The following is a 25,039-nucleotide window of genomic DNA, read 5'->3' as shown; positions in this document are numbered from 1 at the left end:
TTAGTTTACCTCCACATTAAAGTAGAATTTTTCTGCTGCGTCGACAGGCTGTACAGCTAGGTCAATCAAGAAGCCGTCACGATCTTCATTCATTGAAATTGTGATATCTTCATCGGAATCAAAGCCAGTGATGCCGCCTGCATCCTGAAGCGTTGTCATGTATTGCGTGATCATCGTTTTTACATACTGCAGTCCGTCTTCAGATGCCGGGATATCGCTTCCGCTGCCTTTTCTTGATTTAATTAAGGCTTTCAGCTCGCGTGTTAAATCATTATTCACAGCATCCAGGACACGAACGATTTTGTTCTTCGCAAATTTCTTGTTTTTCTCAACTGTGAACGTCACGAGTGAGTTAATGTCCTTTTCTACGCTGACGGATTTATCACGGGCGTCGAATGTGAATAAAAATTCACCTTTGCCCAGACGTTCAACAATCGTATCGTGGTCAAGGCGGTGTAACACATCAACTGCGCCTTCGTACTCTACAAATGTGAGTGATTGGTTAAAGGTTGCTCCTGCACTCGCTCCAGCTACCCAAGCTGTTGCTTTGTCCGGTGTAACTTCCGTGCCATCTTCAAGCAGCACACCCTCGGTTACGTTGATGATGCCTTCATAATCACCAGCATAATTGGCTGTGACGCCTTGCACTTTTTGTCCTTGGCCGTCGCGCAGGCGTTTAATGAAAGCAGCAAACGTCGCCTTCAACTGGTCACCTTCTGCAACAGGCAGCGCAATCACATCAAAGCTCTCCGTTTCAGCCGCGGCTAAGAAATCTGTATAGTCGGAGTTGACAGGGGCTTTATCCGTACCGCCAGATAAACGGATTCCCGCGGATGCATTCAGCGTCTCAGCTGCAGTGTCTCCTTCTGATCCAGTGAGAGGAATCGTTGAAGAAAGATCGCCTGTTCCGGTAAAAGTGACATAGCCGTTAGCTGTTAATTCTTCAGCCTTTTTGACAGTCTGTTTATCAACCTCTGATTCGTCCATATATGTTGTCACATCGAAAGAATTAGCATCCAGCACATTTTGATTGATGCGGATGATAATGTCATTTCCTTTTGTTCCGCCATATACTGCAGTTGCTTTGACGCCTTCAGCAATATCAGCAGACGCTCGGACACCTTCGGTTAGACGGTACATCAATACCGTTTTCGCATTTTTCTTCGCTTCACGCAGCAGCAATAAAGACGGGTCATCAATGCTGAGGCCCACTTTTTTGTTTAGGTCTTCAACGCTGGAAATGGAGACGAACGTTTTCGCTTCGCCCCAGCTTGATGCGACCGGAAGTGCGACTGTTCCCCGTTCACTGAGTGATACCCGCTCCTGTGCCGTCGTTTTAAAGTTAAAATAAATACCTGCACGTTCTTTTTCTTTGCCTGTTGTAAATGTTCCGCCATTCATGATGACATGACCTCCTTGGTTAGAAATGTTTGAATCAATTGGTTGGCTTCTGATTTCGTCATACGTGGTTGATCCACGCCAAATAAAGCCCCCTGAAGAATATCCGGCTTAACGCCGAACAGTTCCTTCGCGTGCTTAATCAAATCCGCTGTATCAAATAGAGCTTCCCGGCTCTTTGTATGTACAGCCTTCTTCTGTTGTTTGTACTTTGACACCGTTTATTTCACCCCGCTGTTCATGTCGATATCCTGTAAGACAGGCTGTTCTATTTTGTGATAATAATATCGGCTGCTCCACCTGATCACCATGGCCGCCTCGCCCCTGTCTCCTACCCTTGTCTCGATTTGGGAGATGCGAACCATATCCCCCGTCTTCTCGCCGGATTCACTCAGCAGCGGAATCATATTTCTCGCTTCTCTGATGGCATCCGCGAGCCTGTCCGCTTCATCCAGCGCCTGAACGGAGTCCAGATGAAACAGTTTTACATTGAGACTGTAGGTTTTTTTAAATGTGGAGACCGTATCTGTTTCCTCGAAAACAGATGGTGGCGGGACGTATAACGACGGCACCTGAAAGTGATCAGGAAGCTCGCGTTCATAAATGGGAACAGACCACCGGCTGTACAAAAACGCCATGATCGATCCTGTTTCACTGTTCATCCTGCTCCTCCTTTACAGCTTCTTCAGCCACTGGCGCAGTTTGCTTTCCAGCGATTTTTCAAACAGCTGTTCATATAAAAGCAGTGCATGATCCCAGTAACCCGTGCCCGGTATCCATTTTCTCTTGAGCGCTATTCCCGTTGAAGCCGCTGGATCATAAATAAACCGTGAGCCTTGAAAACGCCCCGGCACCCATCTCACATCTTGTTTTGACGTCCAATGGCCGTCATTAAGAAATGAGGCGTAATCAAGCTGTGTCCCCACCTCAAGCGAAAGCCCGCCGCTTTGCACAATCCAGAGATTGTCCTCTGCGCCTTTCTCAAAGGAACTGAGCAGTTTTTCTGTATCAATCGTTTGTGCGCTGATGAGTTCAGATTGGACGATCTTCAGAAAATCTTGCCCGCACTCCTCAAGCCACCGGGACGCCTGTCTGGAAAAACCGCCTGAAGCCGCTTCTTTTAATGCCGTGTTCAGCTGTTTCAATCCCGCTATTTTCATAGGCTTTCATCCCTGACTGCGACGACCTCCCAATGATGATGCCTGATCCTTTTCGGCAGCTTTAATATATATTTATGATTCTCCCAAATGATTTTATCGTTCACGCGGATGTCCGCTGACAACGGAAAATGGACGAGAAAGCTATGATATACAGTTTGATCCGGCTCCTCCTGAATCAGCTGCTGCGTTTTTTCGGTAAAATAACAAGGGACATCTTGTTCATCGGGTGTCTCCGGATATGAAATCACCGGCTGCAGCCTGTCTGCCGGAATCCCAAATCGGCCTGCAGACGGCGCTTGGGCTGCTTCATGATAAATATCGCAGCGGTGAATGAGCATCTGCCTGTAGCTCATAAAGATCTCACCTTCAGTCTGGAGGATTCAGGGATGTAGCTCGGCTTGATAAACTCTTCGAGCAAATGATACACCTCAGGCCGCTGAATCCCGCCTTCTCCGGAAACCGTGTAGGAATAATCCCCCATTTTCTCAGACTGATAGCTTGATGAGGCAGATTCATCGCTGTTGACAAGCGCAAAATACTGGGCAAGCTTTACTAAAGCCAACTTCACCTTACCGGGCAGCGGATCATACAAGCTGTCTTCAAAGCGGTGGCCCGTGATGAGAGCCGCTTCTGCTTCCGCCTCGATGATATCCTGCGCCAGCAGCTCTTCCGGCCTGTTTTTCACCCGATCATAAACCGAATAGGAGGCTACGTCAGTCGGTTCAATGAGCATGAGCTGACCACCTCGTTTCTATTATTCTTTTACGTTAATTAATTTCGCGCAGGCATCCTCTTCCTCGAACTTGCTGTCCAGCTTGGCCGTTAAGACAATAATGAATTTACGGGAGCGGATGTCTTTGTCGACTTCAATTCGGATATTGCGGGAGAAGCCGAGAATGATATTTTTCGGATGTGTGAGAATGATATCCGAAGCGTCATATTGCGCGTCTCCCTCACCGACTGTGTACGGCTGAATATTGGATACTCCTTTGACCGGTACGCCGAATGCTGTTGACAAGCCGCCCTGAACAGCCTGGTCCCCAAGGTTTGTCTGGCGGTCTGCCACGCGGTCCTTCCATTCAACTTCTAAGCCGTGAGACGTATAGAATCTAAATTCCTGAGGGATGCGCAAATATTTTGGCGGAACTGCCTTTAAGCCCTTCTTGAATGTCGCTCTGGACAGTTCTTCACCGTTCATGTCAACGATATGGGAAACTGCCTGTTTGCGGATGCCGTCCAGCTGTGCCAGATACGGATCAGCTGATGCTGTATCACCGTTAACGATCAGCTCTTCAATATCAACTGCTGCGCGCTCTGCTAAAATTTGCATGATTGTCTGCTGCAGGCCGTCTTTTTCAATATTGTTTTCAAGTGTGTCATACGTAATGTTAATTTCCGCAATGACTTCCTTCGTGTTCAGCTGGACAGTGCTTGTCGTTGGAACTGTCAGCTCGTCGTTTGACAGTGCTTTTCCTTCTTGCGCAGCCCGCAGAATACGCTGGCCGAAGCCGATTTTCTCAAATTTTTGCGAGTCATTTTCCATTTGAATCACGCGGGATTCACTGAAAATGGTCGGCGTGTTTTGCACCATGCGGATAAAAGCCGATGCTTGCGCAGGGTTCATAAGCCCGCCGCTTTTTAAAGCAGAAAGCGACATTTCCGCTTTCCGAATGATCTCTTGATTTCTCAATTGATTTCCTCCTCCTTGACTGGTTTTACAGCAGTCCGCTCCAGATTGATTTTTTGACTTGCTCTGTATTGCCGCCCGTATCGTCCGCTGTCTGCTTAGACGCGCCTCGCGCTTTTTCCAAAGCCTCGATGCGTTCGATCAGCGGGGCAAGCATGTCTTCAACGAGCTTTTTCAGACGCTCGTCATCACCCGTCTGCTCCGGCTTTTCCTCCGTGTCTGTGTTTTTTTCAATCCGCTCAAGCCGTTTGAGCAGAGGGTAAAGCGCATGCTCGAATGATTCTTTCATGTCTTCTTTTCTCATTTCTTCAGTCTCCTTCCCTGTTTTGTCAGCAAGCATTTGCTTGAATACACTGAAGAATCCCGCTTTTTCAACCGGTTCTTCCTCATATACATCTGCAGTGCCCGCCATGCTGTAGCCGGTGATGATTCCAGCCTTGATCTGTTCCCACACCTCGTCTGACGCTCTTGTCACGAGCACCCATGAGCCCTTTGTAATCCGCTTTGACCCGATCATAAAATCATCGGGCGCCACATAGGACTCGACCACGACGCCGGTTCCGCCCTCGAAGCTGTGATTGATATCAATCTCCCGTGCCTCCGCGAGAAAACCGTGCGCCGCTTTTTCAATTTCCTCGGCGGTCATAAAATCGCCGTGGGCATCAGGAACATCAGGCTCATACACGATTCCGTACACGAGCTTTTGTTCATCCTGCTCACTTTTTGTAAACAGCCGAACCTTTTTTTCAAATGACGGAGGTTCAGCTGACTTCGTAAAGAAAAATTCTGTCTGGTTAGCCGCCTTGTCCACATAACTGACAAAGCTGATTTTGGCATTTCTTAATTCTCGCGCCACCTGCTTGATTCACCTCCCTTCAGGACGTTTTGATATCTTCGATGCTTTCTTTCAGCTCCTGCATGAGCGCAGCCAGGTTTGTCTTTTCCGCATCCTGTCCTGCAGGCCGTTTATAAATGTCCTCAGGCCACTCCTCAAGTGTTTTGCCAAGCACCCGTCCGGCAAGGTCGCGTAAATCATTCGGCGAGACCGCTCCTGCTGTAATAAAAGGACCGAGCACCTTCGCAATCTCAAGCGGATCACGAAAGTCCGGTCCTTTTAATGTCAGCCTGACGTCATGGATATTCAGCTCCGGCAAAAGCAGCGTGTTCAGTTTATTCACGAGCGTTTTTCGCTCCGGCTGAAAAACCTGCTCCTCCGTAATTTTTCTAGCAGTATCAGCTGTCGCCCGGTTGTATTCCTGGGCCTCGCCTGTATACAGCGGCGGGAGACGGAACGCGGAACGCAGCTTATTTCTGCTTTTTTCATCGTATTCAAGAAACAAGGCGTCGTTTTGGAGAATTTCCGCCAAGGATTTGATTTCCACGGAAACCGGCGTAATATCCTCGCCTCCGTGGAGATCCTTTTCTTTTGCGATTCCTTCCGCTTCGATCAGGAGAAATTTATGGGCGTTTTCCACGCCTTCAAGATCATTCATGTATTCCTGCAGCTCCCGGTAAGAAGCTTCAGACAGCATCCCGTTTTCCACTGTAATCGCAGCGGGGACGTGACGCCCCTGCTTAAAATACATAAAATTGAGCTCTTCTGCTTTTCGGGCCCCGTATAAATTGACAATATTGCCGATCCAGCGGGGTACACCGTATACGCCGCTTCCGATTTTGAGGTGAATGGCTTCATTTGCTTGATACTTCTCTGCCAATGTGTTTACATATTCACCTGTGCGCATATCCATTTTTCGCGGATCGCCGTATTCTTTAAAAAATACTTTCTTCCCATTGATCATCTGCACATATTTTCGGAAGCGTTTTTGCCTTTTGATCCTTTTCATTTTCCCGTTTTCTTCATATACAAATGAAACCTCTACAGGCTCGCCTGCTCCGCATACACGCATATATTTCACATCTAAATATTCGATGCCGGCAGGTTTTCCCGCCCCGTCGCGAAGCACTTCCATAAATCCGTTGCCTGTTTTTTCTCTGTCTTCGATGGCATAGCCTAAAATCATTTCAGCTGATTCATCAAAGTGAAGACATTTATAAAAGGCTTCGAGTCTGGCCCAGTCTTTTTCCGCTCTTTTCTTTTTTGCCTGATCGACATCACTTGCGTTGACATCAAATGTGTACTCAACATCGAATCCAAAGCCTGTAATATTCACTCTGTACGCATCAATGCATTGCTGAAGAATAGTCGAGTATTCGGCAATGGTTTTGAGCTCGATGATATTGTAGGGCGGAGCGATAATGTCCTCTCCGTACAGCTCAGAAAAGTCATCTTCATAGATTTGCTTTGTCTGAGGAGCCGCGGCATTGGCTTTAAATACAGTTGCTCTGACTGTTTGATTGTGCATGATTTATGACCTCCTCCTTTCTCGGTTCGGCCGGATTCGTTTGTGTGCTGTCTCTTTCATATCAGCAACCTCATAATCATCAAGCGCATACCAAATGGCAGAAAGCGTATGCGGGTCAATCGTGAATTCATCCTCAATCAGAGCTCCGTTTTTATCTTTGGCATACGTAAGTGTCTTGAGCTCATAGATGACATTTTCACAGCGGTCCGAACAGAAGATTTTTTTGAACCGTTTTACCTTTTTGGTATATTGAAGCCTGGAGCCGGGAAACTTTCTGGCTCCAACCATCCGAAAGCCCTGCTGGCGGAAATATTGGATGCTTTTCGGCTCAGCCGAGTCGGCTTTGATCAATTCCTGTGTCTCAATAAACTCACGCAGCTCCTCAGCCGTCCTATCATCTGTCATTTTATTTTGATAATACTCCCAATAAATGTAGAGGTATTTTTTTTCAGGATCTACAGCAAGCCGGACGACGGCATTATAGGATTCCTCGAATCCAAAATCCATACCTGTACGAAAGATTGGCTTGCTGATGGCTGCGATACATTTTTTCACTTGATCATGCGGGAGTACCTCGAACTGCGGCAGCACCCTGATCCCGTTGACGCCGAATCGTCCTTTGCGGGCAATCCGGTACAGGTCGGGATCATACTCTTTGAGTCCGTCAAGCTGTTTCACATAGCTTTCCGGGAGAAAAAGATTGTCGTTAGCGGTGGAATGATGGTAATACGTATCTCCCTTTACAATCGTCCGCTTTTCGTAAAGTTCGCTGTCATCCAGCACAAACCGTTTCTTGCGTTCATCCCGAAAAAAATGCCTATACGTCCAATTGGAGGTGCCGACGGGATTGGTGGTACAGATCATATGAAGCTTTAGCTCAGGATGGCGAAGACGTCCGATTAACTCCTTGAACCCCTCATACTTCACCTCTGAGCACTCTTCAATCCATATTAATGAAATGTTATGAACCGATTTTAATTTTGCCGGATTGTCCATTCCTTTGAACATGATCCGGCTGCCATTGTGAAATCGCAGCTGCAGCGGGGAAGAAAGAGATGCCACGGCCTTTGTGAGACCGAGCTCTTCGATCACCTCTTGAAACAAGGCGAAGGTCGAATCCCGATGGGTATCGAACACCTCCCGGATCACAAGGGCCGTCCGTTTTTCCTTCAGCAGCTTTAGCACGATTTTCAATGCGGTATGATAGCTTTTGGATGAGCCGTAGCCGCCGACGAGAAATTGGTACGTCTGCTCCCAATTGAACACGTAATCTTCGAAATGAGGGTTGATTTCTTTTACAATCATGACTTGCCCTCTTTTCGTTTGATCATAATTTCAATCGGCTCTTGGCTGTCATCTGTTTTCTCCGCTTTTTGTTTGGCAAGCTTCAACTTCTCATTTTCAATTTTTTGTTTAAATTGATCTGGAAACAAATCAAAATATAAGGATAGCTTCTCAAGCGCCTTCATTTTATCTGCAAGCTTGATGGCAATGCCTTCTTTCCCAAGCTTTGCTTCCGTTACAATGGTGCCATCAACGAGCCCGGAGTCTTTGACATCGACAAAGCTGATTTCCTTCATAATCGGATTATCATCTTCATCAAACAGCGGACCCGATTTCCCGACAGCCTGGACCTCTTTTTTTCCAAAGGTCACATAGTCCGTAATATCCGCAAACGCGATCTTGATATAAACCTGCAGCACATCCATCGCTTCAATAAACATTTCATTGACCATTTCTTTTTTAATGCGTCTAATTTCAGCAGCGACCTTTTCGTTTTTTAAGAGTCGGCTGCCCGTCACATGAGCGCTGTCCGGAGAATAGCCCGCTTTGATTGCTGACTGTGTGGCATTGAAGCTTTTGACGTAATACAGGCAAAACAGCCGCTGGCGTTCATTTAATTCATCGTTGTTTATAGGGCGCTGTTTTTGTTCGTTTTTGGACGCAGAAAACAGCGCCTCTTTCCATTTGTCTTGTTTTTTCCAGATGCCGATTGTTTTCGCGGAAACACCGATTGTGTCCGCAATCGCCCGATTTGTGATCTTTCCTTGATGTTGTTGATAGATTGCTAATGCTTGTTCGCGCTGTTGTGTTTTCATGCTACTGCATCACCGCCACCTCCAGCATGGTTGTTTATTCATAAAAGTGGCTGATCAGCCAGCCGCTTAGTGTCATGCTCTATTCACTTATAGGTGGCAAACGTATGACAAGCTTTCAGGCAAGTGATCGATTCATTTCTTCCTGCTGTCTTTGCATCTTTAAACTCGCCCGTTTAATCGTCGTTTGCACTGTCGATTTTTTTACGCCGAGAAGATCGGCGATCCGTTCATAAGAAAAACATTCTACCTTATGCAGCAAAAACATTTCCTTTTCTCTGTCCGTTAACAGGGCTAATGCTTCTCGAATTCTATCTCTGTCTTCTTCTGATACCTGTCCGTCCGGCTCAAACATCATAGCGCTGGAAAATGATTCGATGATTCTCGGGTCCTTGATCATCAGCCGCTGGTAAACATCACGCCGGTCAATCGCCCGTCTGATGCCGGGCTGCCTTCCTTTTTCAAGCCATTCTGTTACATATTCAAGATCAGTAATCATATTTCTGATGATTTTTTTATCCTTCAGCTCTTCAGCTGAGAGCACGGATTCATCTGCCTCAGCGAGCGGTTTATATTGTATTCTTGTTTGTTTGAGCGTGCGTTTATATTCAAATAGTAAGTCTTGCATTCTATGATCCTCCTCATTTTTGGCAAATAAAAAACGGACACCAATCAACGCACAAATGCTGTGCAGTTGATCAGTGTCCGCAGGCTTTCCGTCTTGGACGTATTCTGTTTTCGCTTTAATTTAATTTGTAGCCGATTTCAAATTCCACACGGGCAAGATCGCCCTTTCTTGTTTCGACGAGCGTTTTTCCATGCTCTGGCGCTTCTGTGATCCATGCTTCTTGCTTGATGCCGTCCACAATAATGACACGGATTTTCCCGTCCTCCAGCTGGCTCTTAAGCGTGACGGAATCGATATGCAGCAGTTTTTTCGGATGAATCATGTTTTATTTCCTCCCCTTTTCGGTGCAGCGCTTGCTTCAGCTTTTTCTAATAGCTGAATGATGCGCTCCTTTGAATGAATAGAATTCCCTTTCAGAAAATCAAGTGCTGCTTTAGACGCTTCCAGCAATTCAGGCGCTGCTGCCATCAAAGCGGCATTGCTTTTTTGCGAATACGAGCTGAGGTCAAATACAGCTGCAATCAGCCGTCCATTTGAATATGGGAATCTTTCTTTTTCTTCTTCACTGTAAGCTGAATAAATATAGATCGGTTTCGTATCCCCGCACGGGACAGCACGCCACGGCGCAGGGCTTTTCTCTGCCTGTTTTGTTTTTGCCAACACTTTCACTTCCCGTCGTCCTTATACCATTGTTCAATGTTTTTTTCTGTTCGCTTTGCCCGAAACAGCAAAGCGATTAGTGCAGTCAGCTGTTTAATCATAGATATTCAGCCTCGCTTTTCCCGCTGTCAGCATTTGCTCCAGCTTTTGAATGACAGGCGTTAAGTCAGTGCCGGACCGGCAGTTCGGACATGGATGAAAAACGACTCCAATACCGGTATGTTCCACAATGACTTTCTTTGTTTGACAAAGCTTGCACATTATCTGACGCCCTCCAATCTATGGTTAAGCTCGTAGGCTGCTCCTTTGATAATCACTAAATAGTCACTGCACATCTCATAGATTCTCGTGCCGAGCGCTTCATCGACCCGTACAAGTGCTTCAATTGTCAGCTCGCTCGAAAGCAAAATCGGTTTATGATTTAAGTAGCGATAGTTGAGTACCGAATACATTTGCTCTAATTGCCAATCTGTAGCGCGGGGTTTGCCGTTAACCGGTTTAAACAGGTCATCTATGAACAGCACATCCGCCTGCTTCATCCGGTTCAGCTTCGCTTCTAATAGGGCAAAATCATTTTTCAGATCAGTAAAGCCCTCCACAAACGGAAAATAAATGACAGGCACATAGCATGTTCTCATTAATTCGTTGGCAGCGGCAGTCAAAAGGTGTGTTTTCCCTGATCCAGGCTGTCCTAAAAGAGCAATGCTGTTTTTTCGGCAATCCTTGATTTGTTCATAATCGGCAACATACTCTTTTGTACACTCAAATGCGTCTTTTATGGCCTGCGGCTTTCCCTCCGTGCGGAATTCCTTGAAGCCGAGCTGTCTGAAAGCGTGGGTAATCTCACTTGCACCCAGCAGCCTCTTCACTTTCCGTTCTGCTATGCAGCTGCACATCGTCCAGACTTCCAGGCCATTCTGCCTGACGAGATAACCTCCCTGATCCTTGCAGCGCAGGCAATCATACCTGCTTGCGTCTGATTCGGACGGTTTGTCCGCCAGTAATGGACGTCTCCCTCTTCTCAGCTCGTCCAAAATCTGTTCGATTGTTCGTTTTGTCATGTTTTTTCATCCTCTCATGCTGAATTGCAGCAGTCTTTTTGGCTTGCTGCGCGAAAAATCGATCTTCAATGAATTTCGAGCAGTAGCGAAAAGCCTTGATTGTTTCAGAAGCGGCGGTCCGCCGGTTTTCAAAAGCCTGAAAGCATTCTTCAAGCCATTTGATTGTTTGCGTGACAGGAACGCCGATGGCAACAATGCGGGCGATGGCTTGATAATCTCTTGAGGAAGGATACACGGTGCGTCCTTCTTGAGCCGACCGTAATTGTGTAAACCGCTTCGCAATGTGATCCACTGCATCATCAGCAGCAGTATATTTGTTTGTTTTATCTATATCTGTACGGTCGTTTGTGTCCGGTGTCTGCGGCGAAAATGGCCGTTCTTTTAGACTCCCGTGTACAGTATTGTCCGATCTGAAGCTGAATTTTTTGGAATGCTTGACCGAAATCATCAGTCCGTATGGCGCACGGACGGCCTTTATGTAATCATGGTTTTCGAGAAGCTCCAGCCATCTTCTGACGGTTTTTTCACTTACGCCGAAGACTGCCGCCATTTCTCTCGCTTTTAACGGCTTATGGCCGAGTACGATGCCCCAGCTTACGCCGTCTTTTTCGATTTCTCTTGTTGTTGAGCTGATAAACCAGAGAAACAGCCATAACGCCGGGCCAATTTTGTCATAATGTTCTGAATTCAATAACCCTGAATACGTCGGAAAAGGATAGCTTTTATCGTTTTTCATTGTACGCCGCTTCTCCTTTTAACATCATGTATGCTTGAAACTGTTCCTGCGTTTCAAAGTGAAACACCGGAAGGCCGCATGCGGTAAACGAAATGGTGCCGCCGGATTGTCCGAGATGGCGCTGATCTATGGGATTTTCACTAAAAACGATTTGGATCGGATACATGTGATCACTCTCCTGATCTTTTTTGATACATTTTGTATCGGATGTTACCAAGTATAAACGATACAATCTGTATCATCAAGTTATTTTTGATACTTTTTTTATCATAACTTTATTTTGATACATTTTGTATCTATAATCATAAGTAACGTAGGGAGTTTAAAAAAGAGAGGTCATAGTATGATAGGCGGCAGATTGAAGAGTCTCAGAGGGAAAAGGACACAGGAAGAGATCGCATCACACATCGGTGTGTCACGGGCACGATATTCCCACTATGAAAATGGGCGAAGCGAACCTGATTACGACACACTCCAAAAGCTGGCTGATTACTTTCAAGTAACGACTGATTACTTATTAACGGGAAAAGACAAAAAATCCGATGACGATATGTTCTCAGATCCGGACCTGCAGCTTGCATACCGCGATATGCAGGATTTTTCCCCAGAAAGCAAACAGCAGGCCATCGAATTTATCAACTATTTAAAAGAAAAAGAGAAAAACCGCAAACCGAAAAATAAATAAATCGTTCTCTGTTCTCTAAAACATATAAAAAGTAGACCGATATAAAGAAAAAAGTGTTTATTTTTTAAAGAAAAGGGAAAGATTTCTACACTACTTTCCAGTCCTATACGGGCTTTTCTTTCTCGCTAAAAACAGAACAAATGTTCGAAAGGGAGTATTCAATTGGGCGATTACTTATCACATCTGGAGGAATACGTTAAAAATTTATACGGCCGGCTGGGCATCACATCCCCTCATCACATTGACATGCTGAAAATCGCAAAGGATCTGGATATTTGGGTGCATTTTGAGGATATGGGGAGCATGATGGTGAAATACGACGGCATGTACAGTATCGTATTGAACCAAAAAAAGTCACGGGAAGAGCAATGGGAGGATTTTGGCCATGAGCTGTGCCACGTGTTAAAGCATGCAGGCAATCATTTTCAGATGCACAAGCTCTTCAGAGAGCTTCAAGAATTCCAGGCAAATCAATTTATGTACCACTTCTGTGTGCCAACCTTTATGCTGTTGCAGATGGAACTGCCGCAATGGAGAAGCCAGGCACTCGCCACAATTGCGGCGGTATTCCGGGTAACAAAGGAATTTGCTGATAAAAGGCTTGACATGTTTGAACGGCGTAAAGCAGGTATTCAATTTCAGAAGCGGCTCGCTTATTTATTATCTCACAAGCGGCCAAATGCGTACGAGGAAGGCGATCAGCAGCACTTGCAGGTCGCTGAGGAAAAAGCGTTATATCATATTGGCAAAAACATCTGATCAAATACGGGCTAAGGATATATTCCTCAGCCCAGAAGAGAACCTAACATTTCGACATTGGGGGAACTGTATTATGCAGCCACATGGGCGCCGGTTTAAGATGAGGCGCAGATGCGAACGCAATCGGAGCCGGGATATACCTGAATTCACCCCGGCCGTCAAAGGCTTCCCCATGTGCCCATCTTCCTTGTGAGCTTTCATCCCCCCTGGAAAAGTTAAACAGGTCATAGGAGACTTCCTGCTTTTCGAGCTCACGCGGAAACGTCGTCGGGACGACAATATCCCGTTCTCTCTCCTCCAGCTCTTTAATGGCCGCGTACCACATATTTTGATGATAGGTATCCCTTGCAATCAAAAATGACAGCATATCTCTTACCCCTGGATCATCGGTCATGGCATAAAGCCGTGTCACCTGAAGGCGTCCTTGGGCCTCCGCATTTAAGTTAGCGCGAAAATCAGCCAGCAGGTTTCCGCTTGAGATAATGTATTTTGCATTCCACGGATAGCCCTCACTATCTGATGCCATCGCCCCCAATCCGGACACAATCGCGTGCTGAGGATTCATCCCTGACATGACTGCTGCAATAGCGGGATTGCTTTTATAAGCATCCTCCTGTACATCCGCGGGTGCATTGTCCAGAAGTCTGGAAATCATCGTTGCCAGCATTTCTACGTGCCCAATCTCTTCGGTCCCCACATCATATAACAAATCTCTATACTTAGTATCCGCCCTGCAGTTAAACCCTTGAAACAAATACTGCATCATGACGCTAATTTCACCGAATTGGCCGCCGAGCACCTCTTGAAGTTTTTTCGCATAAACCGGATCAGGATGAGCTGGCTTTGCTTGATATTGAAGCTCTTTTATATGATAAAACATGAATCATTCCTCCCCACACTTTCGCACAACCCCAGCGTATGAAGGAATAGGCCGACCGTGCAGGTCCCGTCTAGTTTTATTTATAAAAGCCAAGCTTGACGGCTTCCACATATCGATCAAACAAATCGTTTTGTATGTAGCTTTTATCACGGCACCCAAAATTGCGGAATAGCGCATTTCGCTGTGCCGTGCTTACCTCCAATTGCAGTCCCATTTCTCTTTTCGTCCGATTGACAATATTGTTTGGGTGTACACCTGCCAGGCGGTCTTTCTCATTGGTGAGCTCGGCGCTAAAACCCGCTTCATTCAGACGCTCACAAATGAGCTTGGCTTTTTTACGATCCGCCCCCCCGACCAATGTATGCGGGATTTTCGGATCATAATACCCGTGAAACGCTAATGCGTAATGGTGGTCATTCACTTTTTCTAAAGCCAGCGGCTCATCAAAACGAATGCTAGTGAGATGCAAGGAACGGTTGTTTCGCTGCTTTAGACCCTCAAACAAATAGATGGAACATCGATCCGAAAATGCCCGTACCAGTTCACTGACGCCAGGCTCAATTCTGCCGCCGTGAGGACCGAGGACGATAAGCTCACTTCCGTTTTTCTCCTCATAAATAATCCGGTACTCCGACTCAGAAGCAGAAAGGGCTGCAAAGCTGTCATACATATCTTCCATTTTGAACGCCCCCTTTACCAGTCAGCACCAGTTTACTCTACTCATCTATGAATGAAAACCTTTTTTATAGTATGATTTGATAGAATACGCAGAGGAGGTATATGATGGGGTTTATTGATGGATTACTCGGCAATGCGTCAACACTGTCAACGGCTGCTGTAAAAGAAGAGCTTGCTCATATTTTACTTGAGGGTGAGAAGGTTGAAGCCGCGTTTAAGCTGGTTCGCGATTTGATTGTCTTCACTGACAAGCGGCTTATTCTTGTGGACAAGCAGGGGATCACAGGCAAGAAAACGGAGTTTCAATCGATTCCGTACAAAAGCATTTCCAGATTCAGCGTGGAAACGGCCGGCCGCTTTGACCTCGATTCAGAGCTGAAAATTTGGATTTCCGGCGCAGAGCTCCCTGCCGTCTCAAAGCAGTTTAAAAAAGATGAGAGCATTTATGATATTCAAAAGGTGCTTGCCGCAGTTTGTATGTAAGGCAAAAAGACGGAAGCTTCACAGCTTCCGTCTTTTCATTTACAGCTTTTCCTCCAGCTTCGCTTTCGTTTTCGGACCGTAAATCCCATCAGCCGTTAAACCGCTGACAGACTGAAAACGTTTCACTGCATTTGCTGTTTTCGGGCCATAAACGCCGTCAACGCCGTGATTTTCCGCTCCTTTATCAGGATAAAAATAAAGAGCGGCTAAAGCGGTCTGCACCTGCTTTACTTTTGTCCCTTTCGTCAGCGGGCTTGTCACTTTGATCACGCCGGATGGGAGCGGATATGAGGATGCGGCATGGCTTTTAGAAGCAGATGCCGTCTGAGGCAGTTTGATCACTTGTCCGACTTTAATGTAATTCGGGTCAGTAATATGATTGATGCTTTGCAGCGTTTTCACACTGACTCCGTGTGATGCGGCAATCCCTGACAATGTGTCGCCTTTTTTCACATGATATACAGACGCTGAAGAAGAGACTGCTGCTTTTTTAGCTGATACGCCCCCGTTTAATTCCTTTTCAATTGCCGCCTTCACTTGATCCCAGCGCCCCTCTGATAAAATGCGGTGCGGGCAATACTTTCCGTTCCAGTCCTGATGCTTTCTCACCCGATCGATGCTCCAGCCGCGCTCCTTCAACAGCTGTGCAACAAATGAAATCGCCAAGGCTTCAGCTGCCTCATACTTCGGGCCTCCCGATTTGCTGTAGCAAATCTCAACGCCAATTGATTTGCGGTTTCCCGGACCGTTTGTGCCGTCACCTGTGTGCCAGGCGTTTCGGTTAAGTGGCAGACCTTGAATCACCTCTTTATCATCGACTGCAAAATGAAAGCTTGTCGAGCTTGTGTTCCCGATCATATAGCTGATTTCATTGGCCGCTGACGCATCGTTTGCCGTGTTGTGAATGGTAATGTATTCAGCGGACATTGCATTAGGACACTTCAACGCGTATTTCGCCTCAGAAACCAAATTTTTCTTTACTGGAATGCTCACCTATCATCTCTCCTTTTCTTTTTTCATAAATAGGTGGCATTCGTAGGACGAAAAGCTCATATCATCTATCACCGTAATATGGATAAATGTGTTAAACTGAAGTTCATGGAGGGTCTGAATATGTATACATATTTAATGCTGACAATGAGAACGGAGAAATTTAATCAGGAGCATGTTGCTGGGCACTATGAATTTCTGGATCGTTTACAGGCAGAAAAGCGTTTAAAAATGTTTGGGCCATTCAGCGACGCCACAGGCGGAGCGTATGTCATCGAAGCAGGTTCACTGGAAGAGGCAGCGGAAATCGGGCATGCGGATCCGCTGGTGGCAAGTGGATCTTCTGAGCTGACGATAAAAGAATGGAAGCTGAAGAAATAAAAAAGACCCCTAAGGGTCTTTTTTATGCATCATGTTTGATTGCGTGCCGCAATATGAAATGTTTTCCCTTCTGTGTTTGCTGTTTCACCTGCATGAACCATCACCTGAGTAAAGCTGAACCCGACCGCAACGAGCAACAAACCTGACATCCATTTAGATTTCATATAAACAATCTCCTCTCTGGATTTGTTTTTGTGCGTGCACCATTTTCTCATAAAATGAAAGTGCTTTTTCGGGCTGTCCGTTTTCTATATAGAATTGGGCAGCATCATGCGCCAGCTCTTCAATATAAGGATACAGCATATGTTCTTCAAGAAATTGAAAGGTGTGTGAGACTGATTCTGTGTCTATGTTTTTTCCGTATAACGCATGTAAAAATTGAAAAAGCTCCACAAATAATTCATCACTGTATTGACGGGCGATTTCCAATCCTTCACGATACTTTTTTTGCGCTTCGGCGTCATTTTTTTGTTTATACAGAACTTGTGTTAAAGAGTAGATAGAATGCGGAAGATTATCGAACTTTTCCGACTTGCAAATAGAAACAGATTTCTCAAAGTATTCGGCTGCCTTTTGCAGTTCACCCATTTTCTCATAGCAGTTTCCGAGATTATATAGGGCGGAACTGATCAGGCGGGGATTGCCTTCTTTCTTTGCAAGATCTAAAGCCAGTTCTAAGTGGGGCAATGCTCTTTCTGGATACTGCATATCATCATAATTACCTGCAATAACGAATTCACATTGGATTCTGCGGACGGTGTACGTTTCATACATTTGGTATGTTTCTAATGCCTGAACGGCGTAGCTCATCGAAACATAGGTTTGTTTTAAATTGTAAAAAATCTCAGCCATTTTAAAAGCAAACTCGGCTTTCTCAATATCATCCGAGACGAGGGCAAGATTCTTTTCTGCCCGTTTATAGTACATCATGGCACTGACAAACATCTTCTGCTTAAATTCATACATTCCTCGAAAAAAGTTAAAGTAATATTCGAGAAGCCCTGTCAGCTTGTACTGATTCCCTTCGATGTCTTCTAATAATTCTGAAAACTCCAGCTGCGACGTGTCCTCTCCAAAAGGCTTAATGTAATCCAGCATGACACGATGCCTGAACTCCATTAAAGAATAATACAGCAGCAAATCTTGGTCTTCTTCCATATCCTCAATTTCTCTTTCTACTTCGAGCTTGACCCGTTCGGCTTCAGCGACGTGGAACTGCCGGATATGAGTATACCATTCATTAATTTTAAGCCCGACATATGAGGACGGAATCGTCTGCTTCATCCTCAATTAATCCCCCCTTTTGAATTACCCGAGATATGTCATATTTTATCATATTTACAAGAAAAAGAAGAACGCAAAATAACCGCAATTGTCGAATTTCGGCTAACCGCAACAAAAAAGCACGGGGTTTTCAAACACCCGTGCTTTCTTTTAGTGAAAACCGACTTTGTTTCTTTCCATCCAGCTTCCCCGCTGGCTTTTTCTTTGCTCTCCTGTCATGTCTTTCACCATGGTTTCAATATGGTGATTCCCTTCTTGGTGCCATTGAAGGGCTGAAGATACATATAATTCTCCCAGCTGTGCAAAGGAAAAGCCTTCTGTAAGTTTTGCGGCGTTTTTTATTTCTCCTTCACTCAAAAAGATGCCAAAGCCTCTCATTTTCATATATTCCAGCCGCAGCTCTTCATCCGGAAGCCCGATTTCATAGGCACGGTCAAATCGCCCTGCACGATTCATCAAACCTGGATCGATCTCTTCGGGATAGTTTGTCGTACCGATGAGAAATAGCCCCTCTTTTGATGTCGCGCCGTCCAGCGTATTGAGAAAAAAGGACCGCACATCTTCCGGCATCGAATCTATATCCTCGATGACCAGAACTGCAGGAGCGAGGCGTCTCGCTGCCTGAAAGACTTCTTCTATTGTCTCGCTCGACGTAAATTCAGTAATTTGCCAATAAGCAACAGGTGCATCGATACTGCCTGCGATCGACTTCACTAACGTCGTCTTTCCGTTTCCAGGAGGTCCATATAACAGAATGCCGCGCTTATAAGGGATGTCATATGTTTGATAAAACGATTTATCACTATGAAAAAACTGATCAATTGATCTGTATATCTCTTTTTTCAATAGCGGATTCATGATGACATGACTCCGCTGAACCTCTCTTACAATAGCTTCCTGCTCTCTTGAAGTCCCTCCATCTCCATCCGTAAACACGGTCACTTTCCGCTTGCTTTTTTCCCAAAGACGCGGTCTGACTCCCTCCAGAAATGCACGCATCTTTTCATCGTTAACCGCAAACAGACAATCAAAACTCATAATGCTCCCATCTTGAAAATATGGAATTCTGGCAAAAGCAACTCCCTTTTCGGGATACGCGTATACACTGTTTCTTATAGACTTATGGACGGTATAATCCGGTTCTTTCTCATCTTCATCGTAAGCAAAGGTTTTCTTTTCAAGCTTTTCAAATATATATGCCACATGCTCAGGCTCCAATGAACCGCTGCGGACATCTTCTACAAGAAGCTCCCAGTATTCCGTATTTGGATCATCACTGGCATAGAGCTCATAGAATACACCGTATTGATTATAAAGCGTTTCTTCAATCCGTGTGATAAGGTAACCGAAAGTGCCGTAGCCCGCCGCAGCTCTTTCATTCTCTTTTTCTGCGTACTGATAAATGAAAGGTATGTTAGTCATGTTTATACTCCATTTCATGTTTTGTGAACGTTATATATACGATTGACATAGCATTTTGTTTCATCCCACAGCATATTACTTGTGAATTCATAACCGTTGATATAGGATTTCATTGCACCATTTATTTTTACATATGGAGGAGATCATAATGAGCCAATCCAATCAAATTGTCAGCCATTTTTTATCCCATCGAAACGTGACCAATGAGCTTGCCGAAAAAATCAGCAAAGACCATTACAGCTACAAACCGGCAGAAACATCAATGTCAGCAGAAGAACTGGTCAAACACATTCTTACGTCTTTCCACTTGTTCGCAAATGTCATTAAGGAAGGCAATGCCTCATCATTTCAAAACAAGCAGGAGGAAACAGAAACAGATCTCAATGTTCTGGCAAAAACATATACAGAAAAAACGGCCGCTATCCTTGAACAGCTGACTGAAGAGCAGCTGGACAGAGAAATTGATCTGACATCCGCTTTCGGCAGAAAAGTCACAGGCCGCGCGCTGCTTCAGCTTGCAATGGAGCATGAAATTCACCATAAAGGCAACCTGTTCGTGTATGTGCGGGAAATGGGCCACACTGAGCTTCCTTTCTATCAGCAGCGCATGTAGCGTAAACAAGAAAAAAGATACCTGTTAAGAGGTATCTTTTTTTTGCGCCTTTAGTACTTCTCGATTTCGTCCAGACACTCATTATAGGGCAAATGAATAGAGATATTGAGCATACCAAAATTTCAAGCAACTAACGTGCAAAAATTCAAAAAATTTAATTGATTAACGCGTCCTAATCATATATAATCTGATAAAAATAGTCGGGTTTTCAGGAGGCCTTTATCATGAGTGTAAGCATCATATTGATGGGTTTGTTTGTCGGAGCCTTAGTCGGATTGACGGGAGTGGGTGGAGCGGCCTTATTAACTCCCCTTTTAATTGTGCTTGGAATTAATCCTTCCATCGCGGTCGGTACAGATCTTGTATATAACTCGATCACAAAGCTGTTTGGCGTTGCCTCCCATTGGCGGCAGAAAACGATTAACTTTAAATTGGTAAAATACTTAGCCATCGGCAGTATTCCGAGTGCTTCGCTAGCCATTGGCATATTGCATTTGTTCCCCGCCTTTCACCAGCATCAGGAAGAAATTATTAAGCACGCTCTAGGATATGTGTTAACGCTGGTTGCCATTTCAATCATCGTTCGTTTGTTTTTGGATAGAAAACTTCGTCCCAACCGCTGGCAGCTGATGCCGCTTGAAAATAAGCGGGCGCTGACAATTCTTATTGGTGTTGTGTTTGGGTTTATCGTCGGATTAACATCAATCGGGTCCGGCTCATTATTTGCAATCGCTATGATTTACTTATTTAACATGAAAGCGTCACAGATTGTCGGAACCGATATCGCGCATGCTTTTCTTCTTGTTACGGCAGCAGGCATTTTGAACGCAAGCTTCGGAAGCGTGGATTACATGCTGGCAGCTAATCTGCTCCTCGGTTCAATTCCCGGCGTACTGATCGGGAGCCATCTTTCGCCTCGATTCTCCCCGCGTCCGCTGCAATTTATTATGGCGTCCATTATTTTAGTCAGCGGTTTAAAATTGATTTAATGAAGAAGGCTATCCGCTTGAAGGATAGCCTTTTCTTATTATAACGTCACACCCGATTTAAAAATGGCGAGTTCTCTGAAATCATTTTTTTCATGGTTCACAAGCTGGCCGCTTGCCACCTCAATCATATAGTGGATAAACTCACGCAGCACATATTCCTCATGAACATCATCCTCTGCTAAAAGGCCTGCGTTAAAATCAATCCAATGCGGCTTCGCTTCATACAGCTCGGTGTTTGTCGCTACTTTCACCGTCGGGACAAAGGTGCCAAACGGCGTGCCTCTCCCCGTTGTAAAGAGGACAATTTGGCAGCCGGCCGCCGCCAATGCGGAGGAGGCGATCAAATCATTGCCCGGTGCGCTCAAAAGCGTCAGCCCTTTTGTCTTGAGTACTTCACCGTATTTCAAGACATCCGTGACAGGAGAAATCCCCGCTTTTTGCGTACAGCCCAGCGATTTATCCTCAAGTGTAGAAATGCCGCCCGCTTTGTTGCCCGGTGAAGGATTTTCGTACACCGGCTGATCATGTTTAATAAAGTATTGTTTGAAATCATTGATTAAATCGACTATCTTATGAAACACTTCTTCATTGGCAGCCCGCTGCATCAGGATGGTTTCTGCGCCGAACATTTCCGGTACTTCCGTCAGCACAGTACTCCCTCCCTGTGCAATGAGATAATCTGAAAAACGTCCAAGCAGCGGGTTTGCGGTTATGCCGGAAAAACCGTCCGAACCTCCGCATTTCAGCCCGATCTTCAGTTCAGACAGCGGGATGTCTTCTCTCTTATCTCCTTTGGCCGCTTCATGAATTTCCTTCAGCAAAGCAACACCTGCCTCCATTTCGTCGGTCACCGACTGGGATTCCAGAAACTTCACCCGCTCCAGGTTCACATCTTGCAGTGCTTCCTTCATTCTTGCCAGCTCATTGTTTTCACAGCCAAGCCCTAACACCAAGACGCCGCCGGCATTTGGATGGCGAATGGCATTCAGCAGGATCTGCTTCGTATTTTCATGATCGTCGCCAAGCTGCGAGCATCCGTATTGATGCTTTAACACCAGTACGTTATCAAATGGAGCGATATCCCCTGTTTCTCTGACAAAACGCTGCAGCATTTTTTCTGCTATTCCATTGACACAGCCGACAGTTGGGACAATCCACAATTCATTCCGTACACCCGCATCTCCGTTTTCTCTTCTAAAACCTTTAAACATCCGGTTCTCATTAGAATACGGATTTTCATCAAATCTCGGTGTATAGCTGTATAATTGGATATCAGACAGGTTTGTTTTCGTATTATGGACATGAATATGCTCTCCGATCGAGATATCTTGTGATGCATGACCGATTGGAGACCCGTACTTGATGATGCTGTCGTTTTCTTTGATAGACTGCAATGCAATCTTATGGCCTCTTTTTATATCATCCTTTACTTCAATCGACACGCCGTCCGCATGCAGCCTCTCTCCCTTTTGGATATCCCGCAGAGCAAGAAGGACATTATCTTGCTTATGAATCTTTATAAACGACTTCAACGTACCTCTCCCCCTTGTATGCAGTATTGTTCAAGAGCCCTCTGCATGCCCAGCTCATGAATATGATTCAAGTAAACAGCGACTCTATCAGTCAGCTTCGGTATCTCATTGAGATCTGCCCCCCACAGCCACTGTTCGCCTAACACTCTTGAGGCAATCCGAAGCATGTCGCCATCCTCCTGACACCAAACCTCTTTGAAAAATTGAAGAACTGCCGGATCATCCTGCAATGTCTCGTTATCATGATAAAAATACAGAAGAGCGCTGAAAGAAAACACCAAGCGTTCAGGAAGCTGTCCCCTTTGTTCAGCATATTCCTTAAGAGTCGGCAGGTTTCTCGTTTTGAATTTGGAAATGGCGTTCAATGCAATGCTTTCCAGGTAATGCTTAATATACGGGTTTTTAAAACGGTTCAGCACATCGTCAGCATACTGAGAAAGACCTTCCATTTTTAAAACAGGAAGAATTTCGTCATCAATCAGCTCTCTTATAAATTGCCCCACTACCGGATGCTCGACAGCACCCCTAACAGTTTTTAAGCCGTATAATAAAGCCACTGGCGTCATTGCTGTATGAGCGCCATTTAAAATTCTTACTTTTTTAGTCCGGTATGGGGTGAGGTCGCTGACGATCTTTGTATGCAGCCCTGCAGCCGCGAAGGGAAGTTCTTTTCCAATCCAATCAGGCCCCTCGATAACCCATAAATAATATTGCTCTCCCACAACTATCAAATCATCCTGATAGCCAAGATCTGCCGTGATCTCCTCGATGCTGTCTACAGGAAAACCCGGGACAATCCGATCTACTAAACTATTACAAAACGTATTGGCCTCATGAACCCACTGTGTAAAACCTTCCTCCAGCTTCCACAGATGTGCATAATGAAGAACCGTTTCCTTCAGCTTTTCACCGTTCTTCTCGATCAGTTCACATGGGAGTAGGACACACCCTTTTGTCTGATCTCCTTTAAAAGCCTGATAGCGGAAGTAGAGAAATGCAGTTAATTTCCCAGGGAATGTTCTTTGCGGCCTATCCTCTAAACGATCTTTTTCATCACATACAATCCCGGCCTCAGTGGTGTTGGAGATGATAAACCGAAGCCTTTCGCTTGATGCCAATTCTTTGTATGCTTCATAATCAGAAAACAGGTCAATTCCCCGGCTGATTGAGTTGATAATCATATGCTCGTTTACCGCTTCTCCATCTTTCATTCCTTGTAAAAAAAGCGTATATAATCCATCTTGCTCATTTAATCGTTTGATTTTTTCTGAACCCCTTGGCTGAACAACCGCCACACTCCCATTAAAATCAGTGTGTTGATTCAATTGATCAATCTGCCAATCGATAAATCCCCGAAGAAAGTTTCCTTCTCCGAATTGGAGAATTTTTTCTGGATACTGAGTATAGTGATCGTACACATTTTTATTCAGCTTCTGCACCCTTATTGCCTCCCTCTTTTTATGCACACGTTAACATTTTTCTGTATAAAGAATGCCCGCTGAAAAACGGGACATCACGTCGTCAATCGTCTGACTGAATCACGCACCATAAATTCTGTGTTTTCCAAGATTTTTTCTGCTTTTGTTTCGGGCTCGCTGATCAGCGACAAGAGTTTTTGCGCACCGAGCACGCTGATTTTCTCCACTGGGCGCTTTACTGTTGAAAGCCTTGGCGTGATGTACTGTGAAAACCCAATATCATCAAACCCGATCACCGAAATATCATCAGGAACGCGCAGGCCCTTTGCGAATATCGCATTCATCGCTCCGATTGCCATGTCATCATTCGAACAAAAAACAGCGGTTGGAGGATTCGGCAGTGCCAGCAGCCGCTCCATCGCTTGAAAGCCGCTTTCCATATCGTACTGTCCTTTGACACTGTATTCATGCTTGATCGGAATATGATGTTGAATCAGTGCAGATAAGTAGCCTTCCTTTCGCTGCTGGGAGGATTTAAAGCCTTCGATCCCCTCGATGATGGCGATGTCTTGATGTCCGGACTGAATGAAGTATTCTACAGCTTCTTGAGAGCCTTCCTTGTCATTGGACAAAATATTCGTGATGGTACGATCATCAATATCACGATTCAGCACGACAAGCGGAATGTTTTTTTCGCGAATATGGTAAATAAAAGAATTATCAATGTCACTTTGGCTCATTAAAATGATGCCGTCATATCTCATCGGTGTAACGGAGTCATAGTTTTTCAGATCATCAATGCCGCGCACATACAGATTGTAATCCTCACATATGGCTTGATTGACGCCTTTGATTGTGTCTGCAAAGAAGCTGTGTGAGGTTCCGTTTGTAATGCTTGTAAAGAAAAGCCCGATCGTATGCGACTTTTGCATCGCCAGACTTTTCGCATTTACATTTGGTGTATAGTTGAGCTGCTCTGCTAGCTCTAATATTTTTTTCTTCGTATGTTCTTTGATGTAAGGGCTGTTGTTGAGTGCTCTGGAAACGGTTGTGTGGGATACGTTTGCGAGTTTTGCGATATCTTTTATGGTTACCATCTAATTCCCTTCCTTATCATACCGGCTGCGATTATTTAC

General features: G+C 45.2%; 33 protein-coding genes. 6 read left to right on the top strand and 27 right to left on the bottom strand.

Features of this window, described 5'->3' with window-relative positions; genetic code table 11:
• From NSQ16_RS06855 to NSQ16_RS06770, 18 genes are all read right to left on the bottom strand, one after another.
• A complete protein-coding gene (locus tag NSQ16_RS06855; protein ID WP_230488566.1) occupies window positions 1-1,401 on the bottom strand; it encodes a phage tail sheath family protein in 1,401 nt (466 codons plus the stop codon).
• Entirely contained in the window at window positions 1,398-1,616 is a 219-nt protein-coding gene (locus NSQ16_RS06850) for a hypothetical protein (RefSeq protein ID WP_088325677.1), read from the bottom strand. Before NSQ16_RS06850 ends, NSQ16_RS06855 begins: the two co-directional genes overlap by 4 nt.
• A gap of 3 nt (window positions 1,617-1,619) precedes the next feature.
• Window positions 1,620-2,060 carry a hypothetical protein gene (locus tag NSQ16_RS06845; protein WP_024572798.1) on the bottom strand — a complete coding sequence of 147 codons (441 nt, stop codon included), beginning with the start codon at window positions 2,058-2,060 and terminating at the stop codon, window positions 1,620-1,622.
• A gap of 12 nt (window positions 2,061-2,072) precedes the next feature.
• Window positions 2,073-2,558 carry an HK97 gp10 family phage protein gene (locus NSQ16_RS06840; RefSeq protein WP_076457803.1) on the bottom strand — a complete coding sequence of 162 codons (486 nt, stop codon included), beginning with the start codon at window positions 2,556-2,558 and terminating at the stop codon, window positions 2,073-2,075.
• Complete coding sequence (locus tag NSQ16_RS06835; protein ID WP_230488567.1) at window positions 2,555-2,911, bottom strand: YqbH/XkdH family protein; 357 nt, start codon at window positions 2,909-2,911, stop codon at window positions 2,555-2,557. The genes NSQ16_RS06840 and NSQ16_RS06835 overlap by 4 nt, the downstream gene beginning before the upstream one ends.
• Entirely contained in the window at window positions 2,908-3,291 is a 384-nt protein-coding gene (locus tag NSQ16_RS06830; RefSeq protein ID WP_230488568.1) for a DUF3199 family protein, read from the bottom strand. The genes NSQ16_RS06835 and NSQ16_RS06830 overlap by 4 nt, the downstream gene beginning before the upstream one ends.
• Before the next feature lie 21 nt (window positions 3,292-3,312).
• Window positions 3,313-4,248, bottom strand: a complete 936-nt coding sequence (locus NSQ16_RS06825) for a phage major capsid protein (RefSeq protein ID WP_003232690.1) — start codon at window positions 4,246-4,248, stop codon at window positions 3,313-3,315.
• Window positions 4,249-4,273: 25 nt separating this feature from the next.
• A complete protein-coding gene (locus NSQ16_RS06820) occupies window positions 4,274-5,101 on the bottom strand; it encodes an XkdF-like putative serine protease domain-containing protein (RefSeq protein ID WP_003245836.1) in 828 nt (275 codons plus the stop codon).
• A gap of 19 nt (window positions 5,102-5,120) precedes the next feature.
• Window positions 5,121-6,608 carry a phage portal protein gene (locus tag NSQ16_RS06815; protein ID WP_041351208.1) on the bottom strand — a complete coding sequence of 496 codons (1,488 nt, stop codon included), beginning with the start codon at window positions 6,606-6,608 and terminating at the stop codon, window positions 5,121-5,123.
• Between the two features lie 3 nt (window positions 6,609-6,611).
• Window positions 6,612-7,913 (bottom strand): PBSX family phage terminase large subunit, encoded by a 1,302-nt coding sequence (locus NSQ16_RS06810; protein ID WP_069703739.1) that lies wholly within the window; start codon window positions 7,911-7,913, stop codon window positions 6,612-6,614.
• Window positions 7,910-8,707 carry a phage terminase small subunit gene (gene xtmA, locus NSQ16_RS06805; RefSeq protein ID WP_129137601.1) on the bottom strand — a complete coding sequence of 266 codons (798 nt, stop codon included), beginning with the start codon at window positions 8,705-8,707 and terminating at the stop codon, window positions 7,910-7,912. Before xtmA ends, NSQ16_RS06810 begins: the two co-directional genes overlap by 4 nt.
• A 115-nt stretch (window positions 8,708-8,822) precedes the next feature.
• The gene (locus tag NSQ16_RS06800) at window positions 8,823-9,332 is read right to left on the bottom strand and encodes a sigma-70 family RNA polymerase sigma factor (protein ID WP_003245797.1); all 510 of its coding nucleotides are present in this window, start codon (window positions 9,330-9,332) and stop codon (window positions 8,823-8,825) included.
• Between the two features lie 115 nt (window positions 9,333-9,447).
• Window positions 9,448-9,654: a phage-like element PBSX protein XtrA gene (gene xtrA / locus NSQ16_RS06795; protein WP_003244900.1), complete on the bottom strand. Its 207-nt coding sequence runs from the start codon at window positions 9,652-9,654 to the stop codon at window positions 9,448-9,450.
• On the bottom strand, window positions 9,651-10,001 hold the full coding sequence (gene xkdD / locus NSQ16_RS06790) for a phage-like element PBSX protein XkdD (protein ID WP_015252286.1): 351 nt from the start codon (window positions 9,999-10,001) through the stop codon (window positions 9,651-9,653). Before xkdD ends, xtrA begins: the two co-directional genes overlap by 4 nt.
• An 84-nt stretch (window positions 10,002-10,085) precedes the next feature.
• Entirely contained in the window at window positions 10,086-10,253 is a 168-nt protein-coding gene (locus NSQ16_RS06785) for a hypothetical protein (protein ID WP_003245588.1), read from the bottom strand.
• On the bottom strand, window positions 10,253-11,053 hold the full coding sequence (locus NSQ16_RS06780) for an ATP-binding protein (RefSeq protein ID WP_339232632.1): 801 nt from the start codon (window positions 11,051-11,053) through the stop codon (window positions 10,253-10,255). The genes NSQ16_RS06785 and NSQ16_RS06780 overlap by 1 nt, the downstream gene beginning before the upstream one ends.
• Window positions 10,953-11,789, bottom strand: a complete 837-nt coding sequence (locus NSQ16_RS06775; RefSeq protein ID WP_339232631.1) for a phage portal protein — start codon at window positions 11,787-11,789, stop codon at window positions 10,953-10,955. The genes NSQ16_RS06780 and NSQ16_RS06775 overlap by 101 nt, the downstream gene beginning before the upstream one ends.
• A complete protein-coding gene (locus NSQ16_RS06770; RefSeq protein ID WP_003232712.1) occupies window positions 11,776-11,955 on the bottom strand; it encodes a hypothetical protein in 180 nt (59 codons plus the stop codon). Before NSQ16_RS06770 ends, NSQ16_RS06775 begins: the two co-directional genes overlap by 14 nt.
• A gap of 177 nt (window positions 11,956-12,132) precedes the next feature.
• Between NSQ16_RS06770 and xre the strand changes: the two genes are divergently transcribed.
• Window positions 12,133-12,474, top strand: coding sequence for an HTH-type transcriptional regulator Xre (xre, locus tag NSQ16_RS06765; RefSeq protein ID WP_003232719.1), 342 nt, complete (start codon window positions 12,133-12,135; stop codon window positions 12,472-12,474).
• 162 nt (window positions 12,475-12,636) lie between these two features.
• Window positions 12,637-13,233, top strand: coding sequence for an ImmA/IrrE family metallo-endopeptidase (locus tag NSQ16_RS06760; protein WP_230488569.1), 597 nt, complete (start codon window positions 12,637-12,639; stop codon window positions 13,231-13,233).
• Window positions 13,234-13,276: 43 nt separating this feature from the next.
• Here the strand turns inward: NSQ16_RS06760 and NSQ16_RS06755 are convergent, their stop codons facing one another.
• Together NSQ16_RS06755 and NSQ16_RS06750 are read right to left on the bottom strand one after the other, a co-directional pair.
• Window positions 13,277-14,113 (bottom strand): manganese catalase family protein, encoded by an 837-nt coding sequence (locus NSQ16_RS06755; protein WP_131227335.1) that lies wholly within the window; start codon window positions 14,111-14,113, stop codon window positions 13,277-13,279.
• A gap of 76 nt (window positions 14,114-14,189) precedes the next feature.
• On the bottom strand, window positions 14,190-14,792 hold the full coding sequence (locus NSQ16_RS06750) for a poly-gamma-glutamate hydrolase family protein (protein WP_015252289.1): 603 nt from the start codon (window positions 14,790-14,792) through the stop codon (window positions 14,190-14,192).
• A gap of 104 nt (window positions 14,793-14,896) precedes the next feature.
• Here NSQ16_RS06750 and NSQ16_RS06745 point away from each other — a divergent pair, with 104 nt between their 5' ends.
• Window positions 14,897-15,274 carry a PH domain-containing protein gene (locus NSQ16_RS06745; RefSeq protein WP_014479546.1) on the top strand — a complete coding sequence of 126 codons (378 nt, stop codon included), beginning with the start codon at window positions 14,897-14,899 and terminating at the stop codon, window positions 15,272-15,274.
• A 39-nt stretch (window positions 15,275-15,313) separates the two neighbouring features.
• Here NSQ16_RS06745 and NSQ16_RS06740 read toward each other — a convergent pair whose 3' ends face one another.
• Window positions 15,314-16,267, bottom strand: a complete 954-nt coding sequence (locus NSQ16_RS06740; protein ID WP_173614032.1) for an N-acetylmuramoyl-L-alanine amidase — start codon at window positions 16,265-16,267, stop codon at window positions 15,314-15,316.
• Window positions 16,268-16,387: 120 nt separating this feature from the next.
• Here NSQ16_RS06740 and NSQ16_RS06735 point away from each other — a divergent pair, with 120 nt between their 5' ends.
• A complete protein-coding gene (locus NSQ16_RS06735; protein ID WP_024572656.1) occupies window positions 16,388-16,645 on the top strand; it encodes a YciI family protein in 258 nt (85 codons plus the stop codon).
• A gap of 29 nt (window positions 16,646-16,674) precedes the next feature.
• Here the strand turns inward: NSQ16_RS06735 and phrA are convergent, their stop codons facing one another.
• From phrA to yjoB, 3 genes are all read right to left on the bottom strand, one after another.
• Window positions 16,675-16,809 (bottom strand): phosphatase RapA inhibitor PhrA, encoded by a 135-nt coding sequence (gene phrA / locus NSQ16_RS06730; protein ID WP_003245487.1) that lies wholly within the window; start codon window positions 16,807-16,809, stop codon window positions 16,675-16,677.
• Window positions 16,799-17,935, bottom strand: a complete 1,137-nt coding sequence (gene rapA / locus NSQ16_RS06725; protein ID WP_015252291.1) for a response regulator aspartate phosphatase RapA — start codon at window positions 17,933-17,935, stop codon at window positions 16,799-16,801. Before rapA ends, phrA begins: the two co-directional genes overlap by 11 nt.
• A gap of 144 nt (window positions 17,936-18,079) precedes the next feature.
• Entirely contained in the window at window positions 18,080-19,351 is a 1,272-nt protein-coding gene (yjoB, locus tag NSQ16_RS06720; protein ID WP_327836590.1) for an ATPase YjoB, read from the bottom strand.
• Window positions 19,352-19,499: 148 nt separating this feature from the next.
• Here yjoB and NSQ16_RS06715 point away from each other — a divergent pair, with 148 nt between their 5' ends.
• Both NSQ16_RS06715 and NSQ16_RS06710 read left to right on the top strand, forming a co-directional pair.
• On the top strand, window positions 19,500-19,964 hold the full coding sequence (locus NSQ16_RS06715; RefSeq protein WP_339232629.1) for a DinB family protein: 465 nt from the start codon (window positions 19,500-19,502) through the stop codon (window positions 19,962-19,964).
• Window positions 19,965-20,188: 224 nt separating this feature from the next.
• Complete coding sequence (locus tag NSQ16_RS06710) at window positions 20,189-20,953, top strand: sulfite exporter TauE/SafE family protein (RefSeq protein WP_003245643.1); 765 nt, start codon at window positions 20,189-20,191, stop codon at window positions 20,951-20,953.
• Between the two features lie 38 nt (window positions 20,954-20,991).
• Here the strand turns inward: NSQ16_RS06710 and NSQ16_RS06705 are convergent, their stop codons facing one another.
• The 3 genes from NSQ16_RS06705 to NSQ16_RS06695 form a co-directional block, all read right to left on the bottom strand.
• A complete protein-coding gene (locus NSQ16_RS06705; RefSeq protein WP_198878891.1) occupies window positions 20,992-22,485 on the bottom strand; it encodes an altronate dehydratase family protein in 1,494 nt (497 codons plus the stop codon).
• The gene (locus NSQ16_RS06700) at window positions 22,482-23,924 is read right to left on the bottom strand and encodes a tagaturonate reductase (RefSeq protein WP_198878890.1); all 1,443 of its coding nucleotides are present in this window, start codon (window positions 23,922-23,924) and stop codon (window positions 22,482-22,484) included. The genes NSQ16_RS06705 and NSQ16_RS06700 overlap by 4 nt, the downstream gene beginning before the upstream one ends.
• A 74-nt stretch (window positions 23,925-23,998) precedes the next feature.
• Window positions 23,999-25,000, bottom strand: a complete 1,002-nt coding sequence (locus NSQ16_RS06695) for a LacI family DNA-binding transcriptional regulator (RefSeq protein WP_198878889.1) — start codon at window positions 24,998-25,000, stop codon at window positions 23,999-24,001.
• Window positions 25,001-25,039: the final 39 nt, after the last annotated feature.

Origin of the sequence: Bacillus sp. PS108, from assembly GCF_037963335.1 — a bacterium.
Taxonomy (GTDB): domain Bacteria; phylum Bacillota; class Bacilli; order Bacillales; family Bacillaceae; genus Bacillus; species Bacillus subtilis.
Note: the sequence above shows the minus strand (reverse complement) of the source record. Positions and strands in the feature narration are given on the sequence as shown.

Bases quoted from the DNA above. Each gene is read 5' to 3' on its own strand.
- NSQ16_RS06715 (WP_339232629.1), top strand. From the start codon at position 19,500: ATGAGCCAATCCAATCAAATTGTCAGCCATTTTTTATCCCATCGAAAC.
- xre (WP_003232719.1), top strand. From the start codon at position 12,133: ATGATAGGCGGCAGATTGAAGAGTCTCAGAGGGAAAAGGACACAGGAA.
- NSQ16_RS06810 (WP_069703739.1), bottom strand. From the start codon at position 7,913: ATGATTGTAAAAGAAATCAACCCTCATTTCGAAGATTACGTGTTCAAT.
- NSQ16_RS06855 (WP_230488566.1), bottom strand. From the start codon at position 1,401: ATGAATGGCGGAACATTTACAACAGGCAAAGAAAAAGAACGTGCAGGT.
- NSQ16_RS06710 (WP_003245643.1), top strand. From the start codon at position 20,189: ATGAGTGTAAGCATCATATTGATGGGTTTGTTTGTCGGAGCCTTAGTC.
- NSQ16_RS06695 (WP_198878889.1), bottom strand. From the start codon at position 25,000: ATGGTAACCATAAAAGATATCGCAAAACTCGCAAACGTATCCCACACA.
- yjoB (WP_327836590.1), bottom strand. From the start codon at position 19,351: ATGACTAACATACCTTTCATTTATCAGTACGCAGAAAAAGAGAATGAA.
- NSQ16_RS06745 (WP_014479546.1), top strand. From the start codon at position 14,897: ATGGGGTTTATTGATGGATTACTCGGCAATGCGTCAACACTGTCAACG.
- NSQ16_RS06840 (WP_076457803.1), bottom strand. From the start codon at position 2,558: ATGAAAATAGCGGGATTGAAACAGCTGAACACGGCATTAAAAGAAGCG.
- NSQ16_RS06775 (WP_339232631.1), bottom strand. From the start codon at position 11,789: ATGAAAAACGATAAAAGCTATCCTTTTCCGACGTATTCAGGGTTATTG.
- NSQ16_RS06800 (WP_003245797.1), bottom strand. From the start codon at position 9,332: ATGCAAGACTTACTATTTGAATATAAACGCACGCTCAAACAAACAAGA.
- NSQ16_RS06830 (WP_230488568.1), bottom strand. From the start codon at position 3,291: ATGCTCATTGAACCGACTGACGTAGCCTCCTATTCGGTTTATGATCGG.
- NSQ16_RS06755 (WP_131227335.1), bottom strand. From the start codon at position 14,113: ATGTTTTATCATATAAAAGAGCTTCAATATCAAGCAAAGCCAGCTCAT.
- phrA (WP_003245487.1), bottom strand. From the start codon at position 16,809: ATGAAATCTAAATGGATGTCAGGTTTGTTGCTCGTTGCGGTCGGGTTC.
- NSQ16_RS06735 (WP_024572656.1), top strand. From the start codon at position 16,388: ATGTATACATATTTAATGCTGACAATGAGAACGGAGAAATTTAATCAG.
- NSQ16_RS06815 (WP_041351208.1), bottom strand. From the start codon at position 6,608: ATGCACAATCAAACAGTCAGAGCAACTGTATTTAAAGCCAATGCCGCG.
- NSQ16_RS06780 (WP_339232632.1), bottom strand. From the start codon at position 11,053: ATGACAAAACGAACAATCGAACAGATTTTGGACGAGCTGAGAAGAGGG.
- NSQ16_RS06835 (WP_230488567.1), bottom strand. From the start codon at position 2,911: ATGAGCTACAGGCAGATGCTCATTCACCGCTGCGATATTTATCATGAA.
- NSQ16_RS06770 (WP_003232712.1), bottom strand. From the start codon at position 11,955: ATGTATCCGATCCAAATCGTTTTTAGTGAAAATCCCATAGATCAGCGC.
- NSQ16_RS06785 (WP_003245588.1), bottom strand. From the start codon at position 10,253: ATGTGCAAGCTTTGTCAAACAAAGAAAGTCATTGTGGAACATACCGGT.
- xtrA (WP_003244900.1), bottom strand. From the start codon at position 9,654: ATGATTCATCCGAAAAAACTGCTGCATATCGATTCCGTCACGCTTAAG.
- NSQ16_RS06750 (WP_015252289.1), bottom strand. From the start codon at position 14,792: ATGGAAGATATGTATGACAGCTTTGCAGCCCTTTCTGCTTCTGAGTCG.
- NSQ16_RS06845 (WP_024572798.1), bottom strand. From the start codon at position 2,060: ATGAACAGTGAAACAGGATCGATCATGGCGTTTTTGTACAGCCGGTGG.
- xtmA (WP_129137601.1), bottom strand. From the start codon at position 8,707: ATGAAAACACAACAGCGCGAACAAGCATTAGCAATCTATCAACAACAT.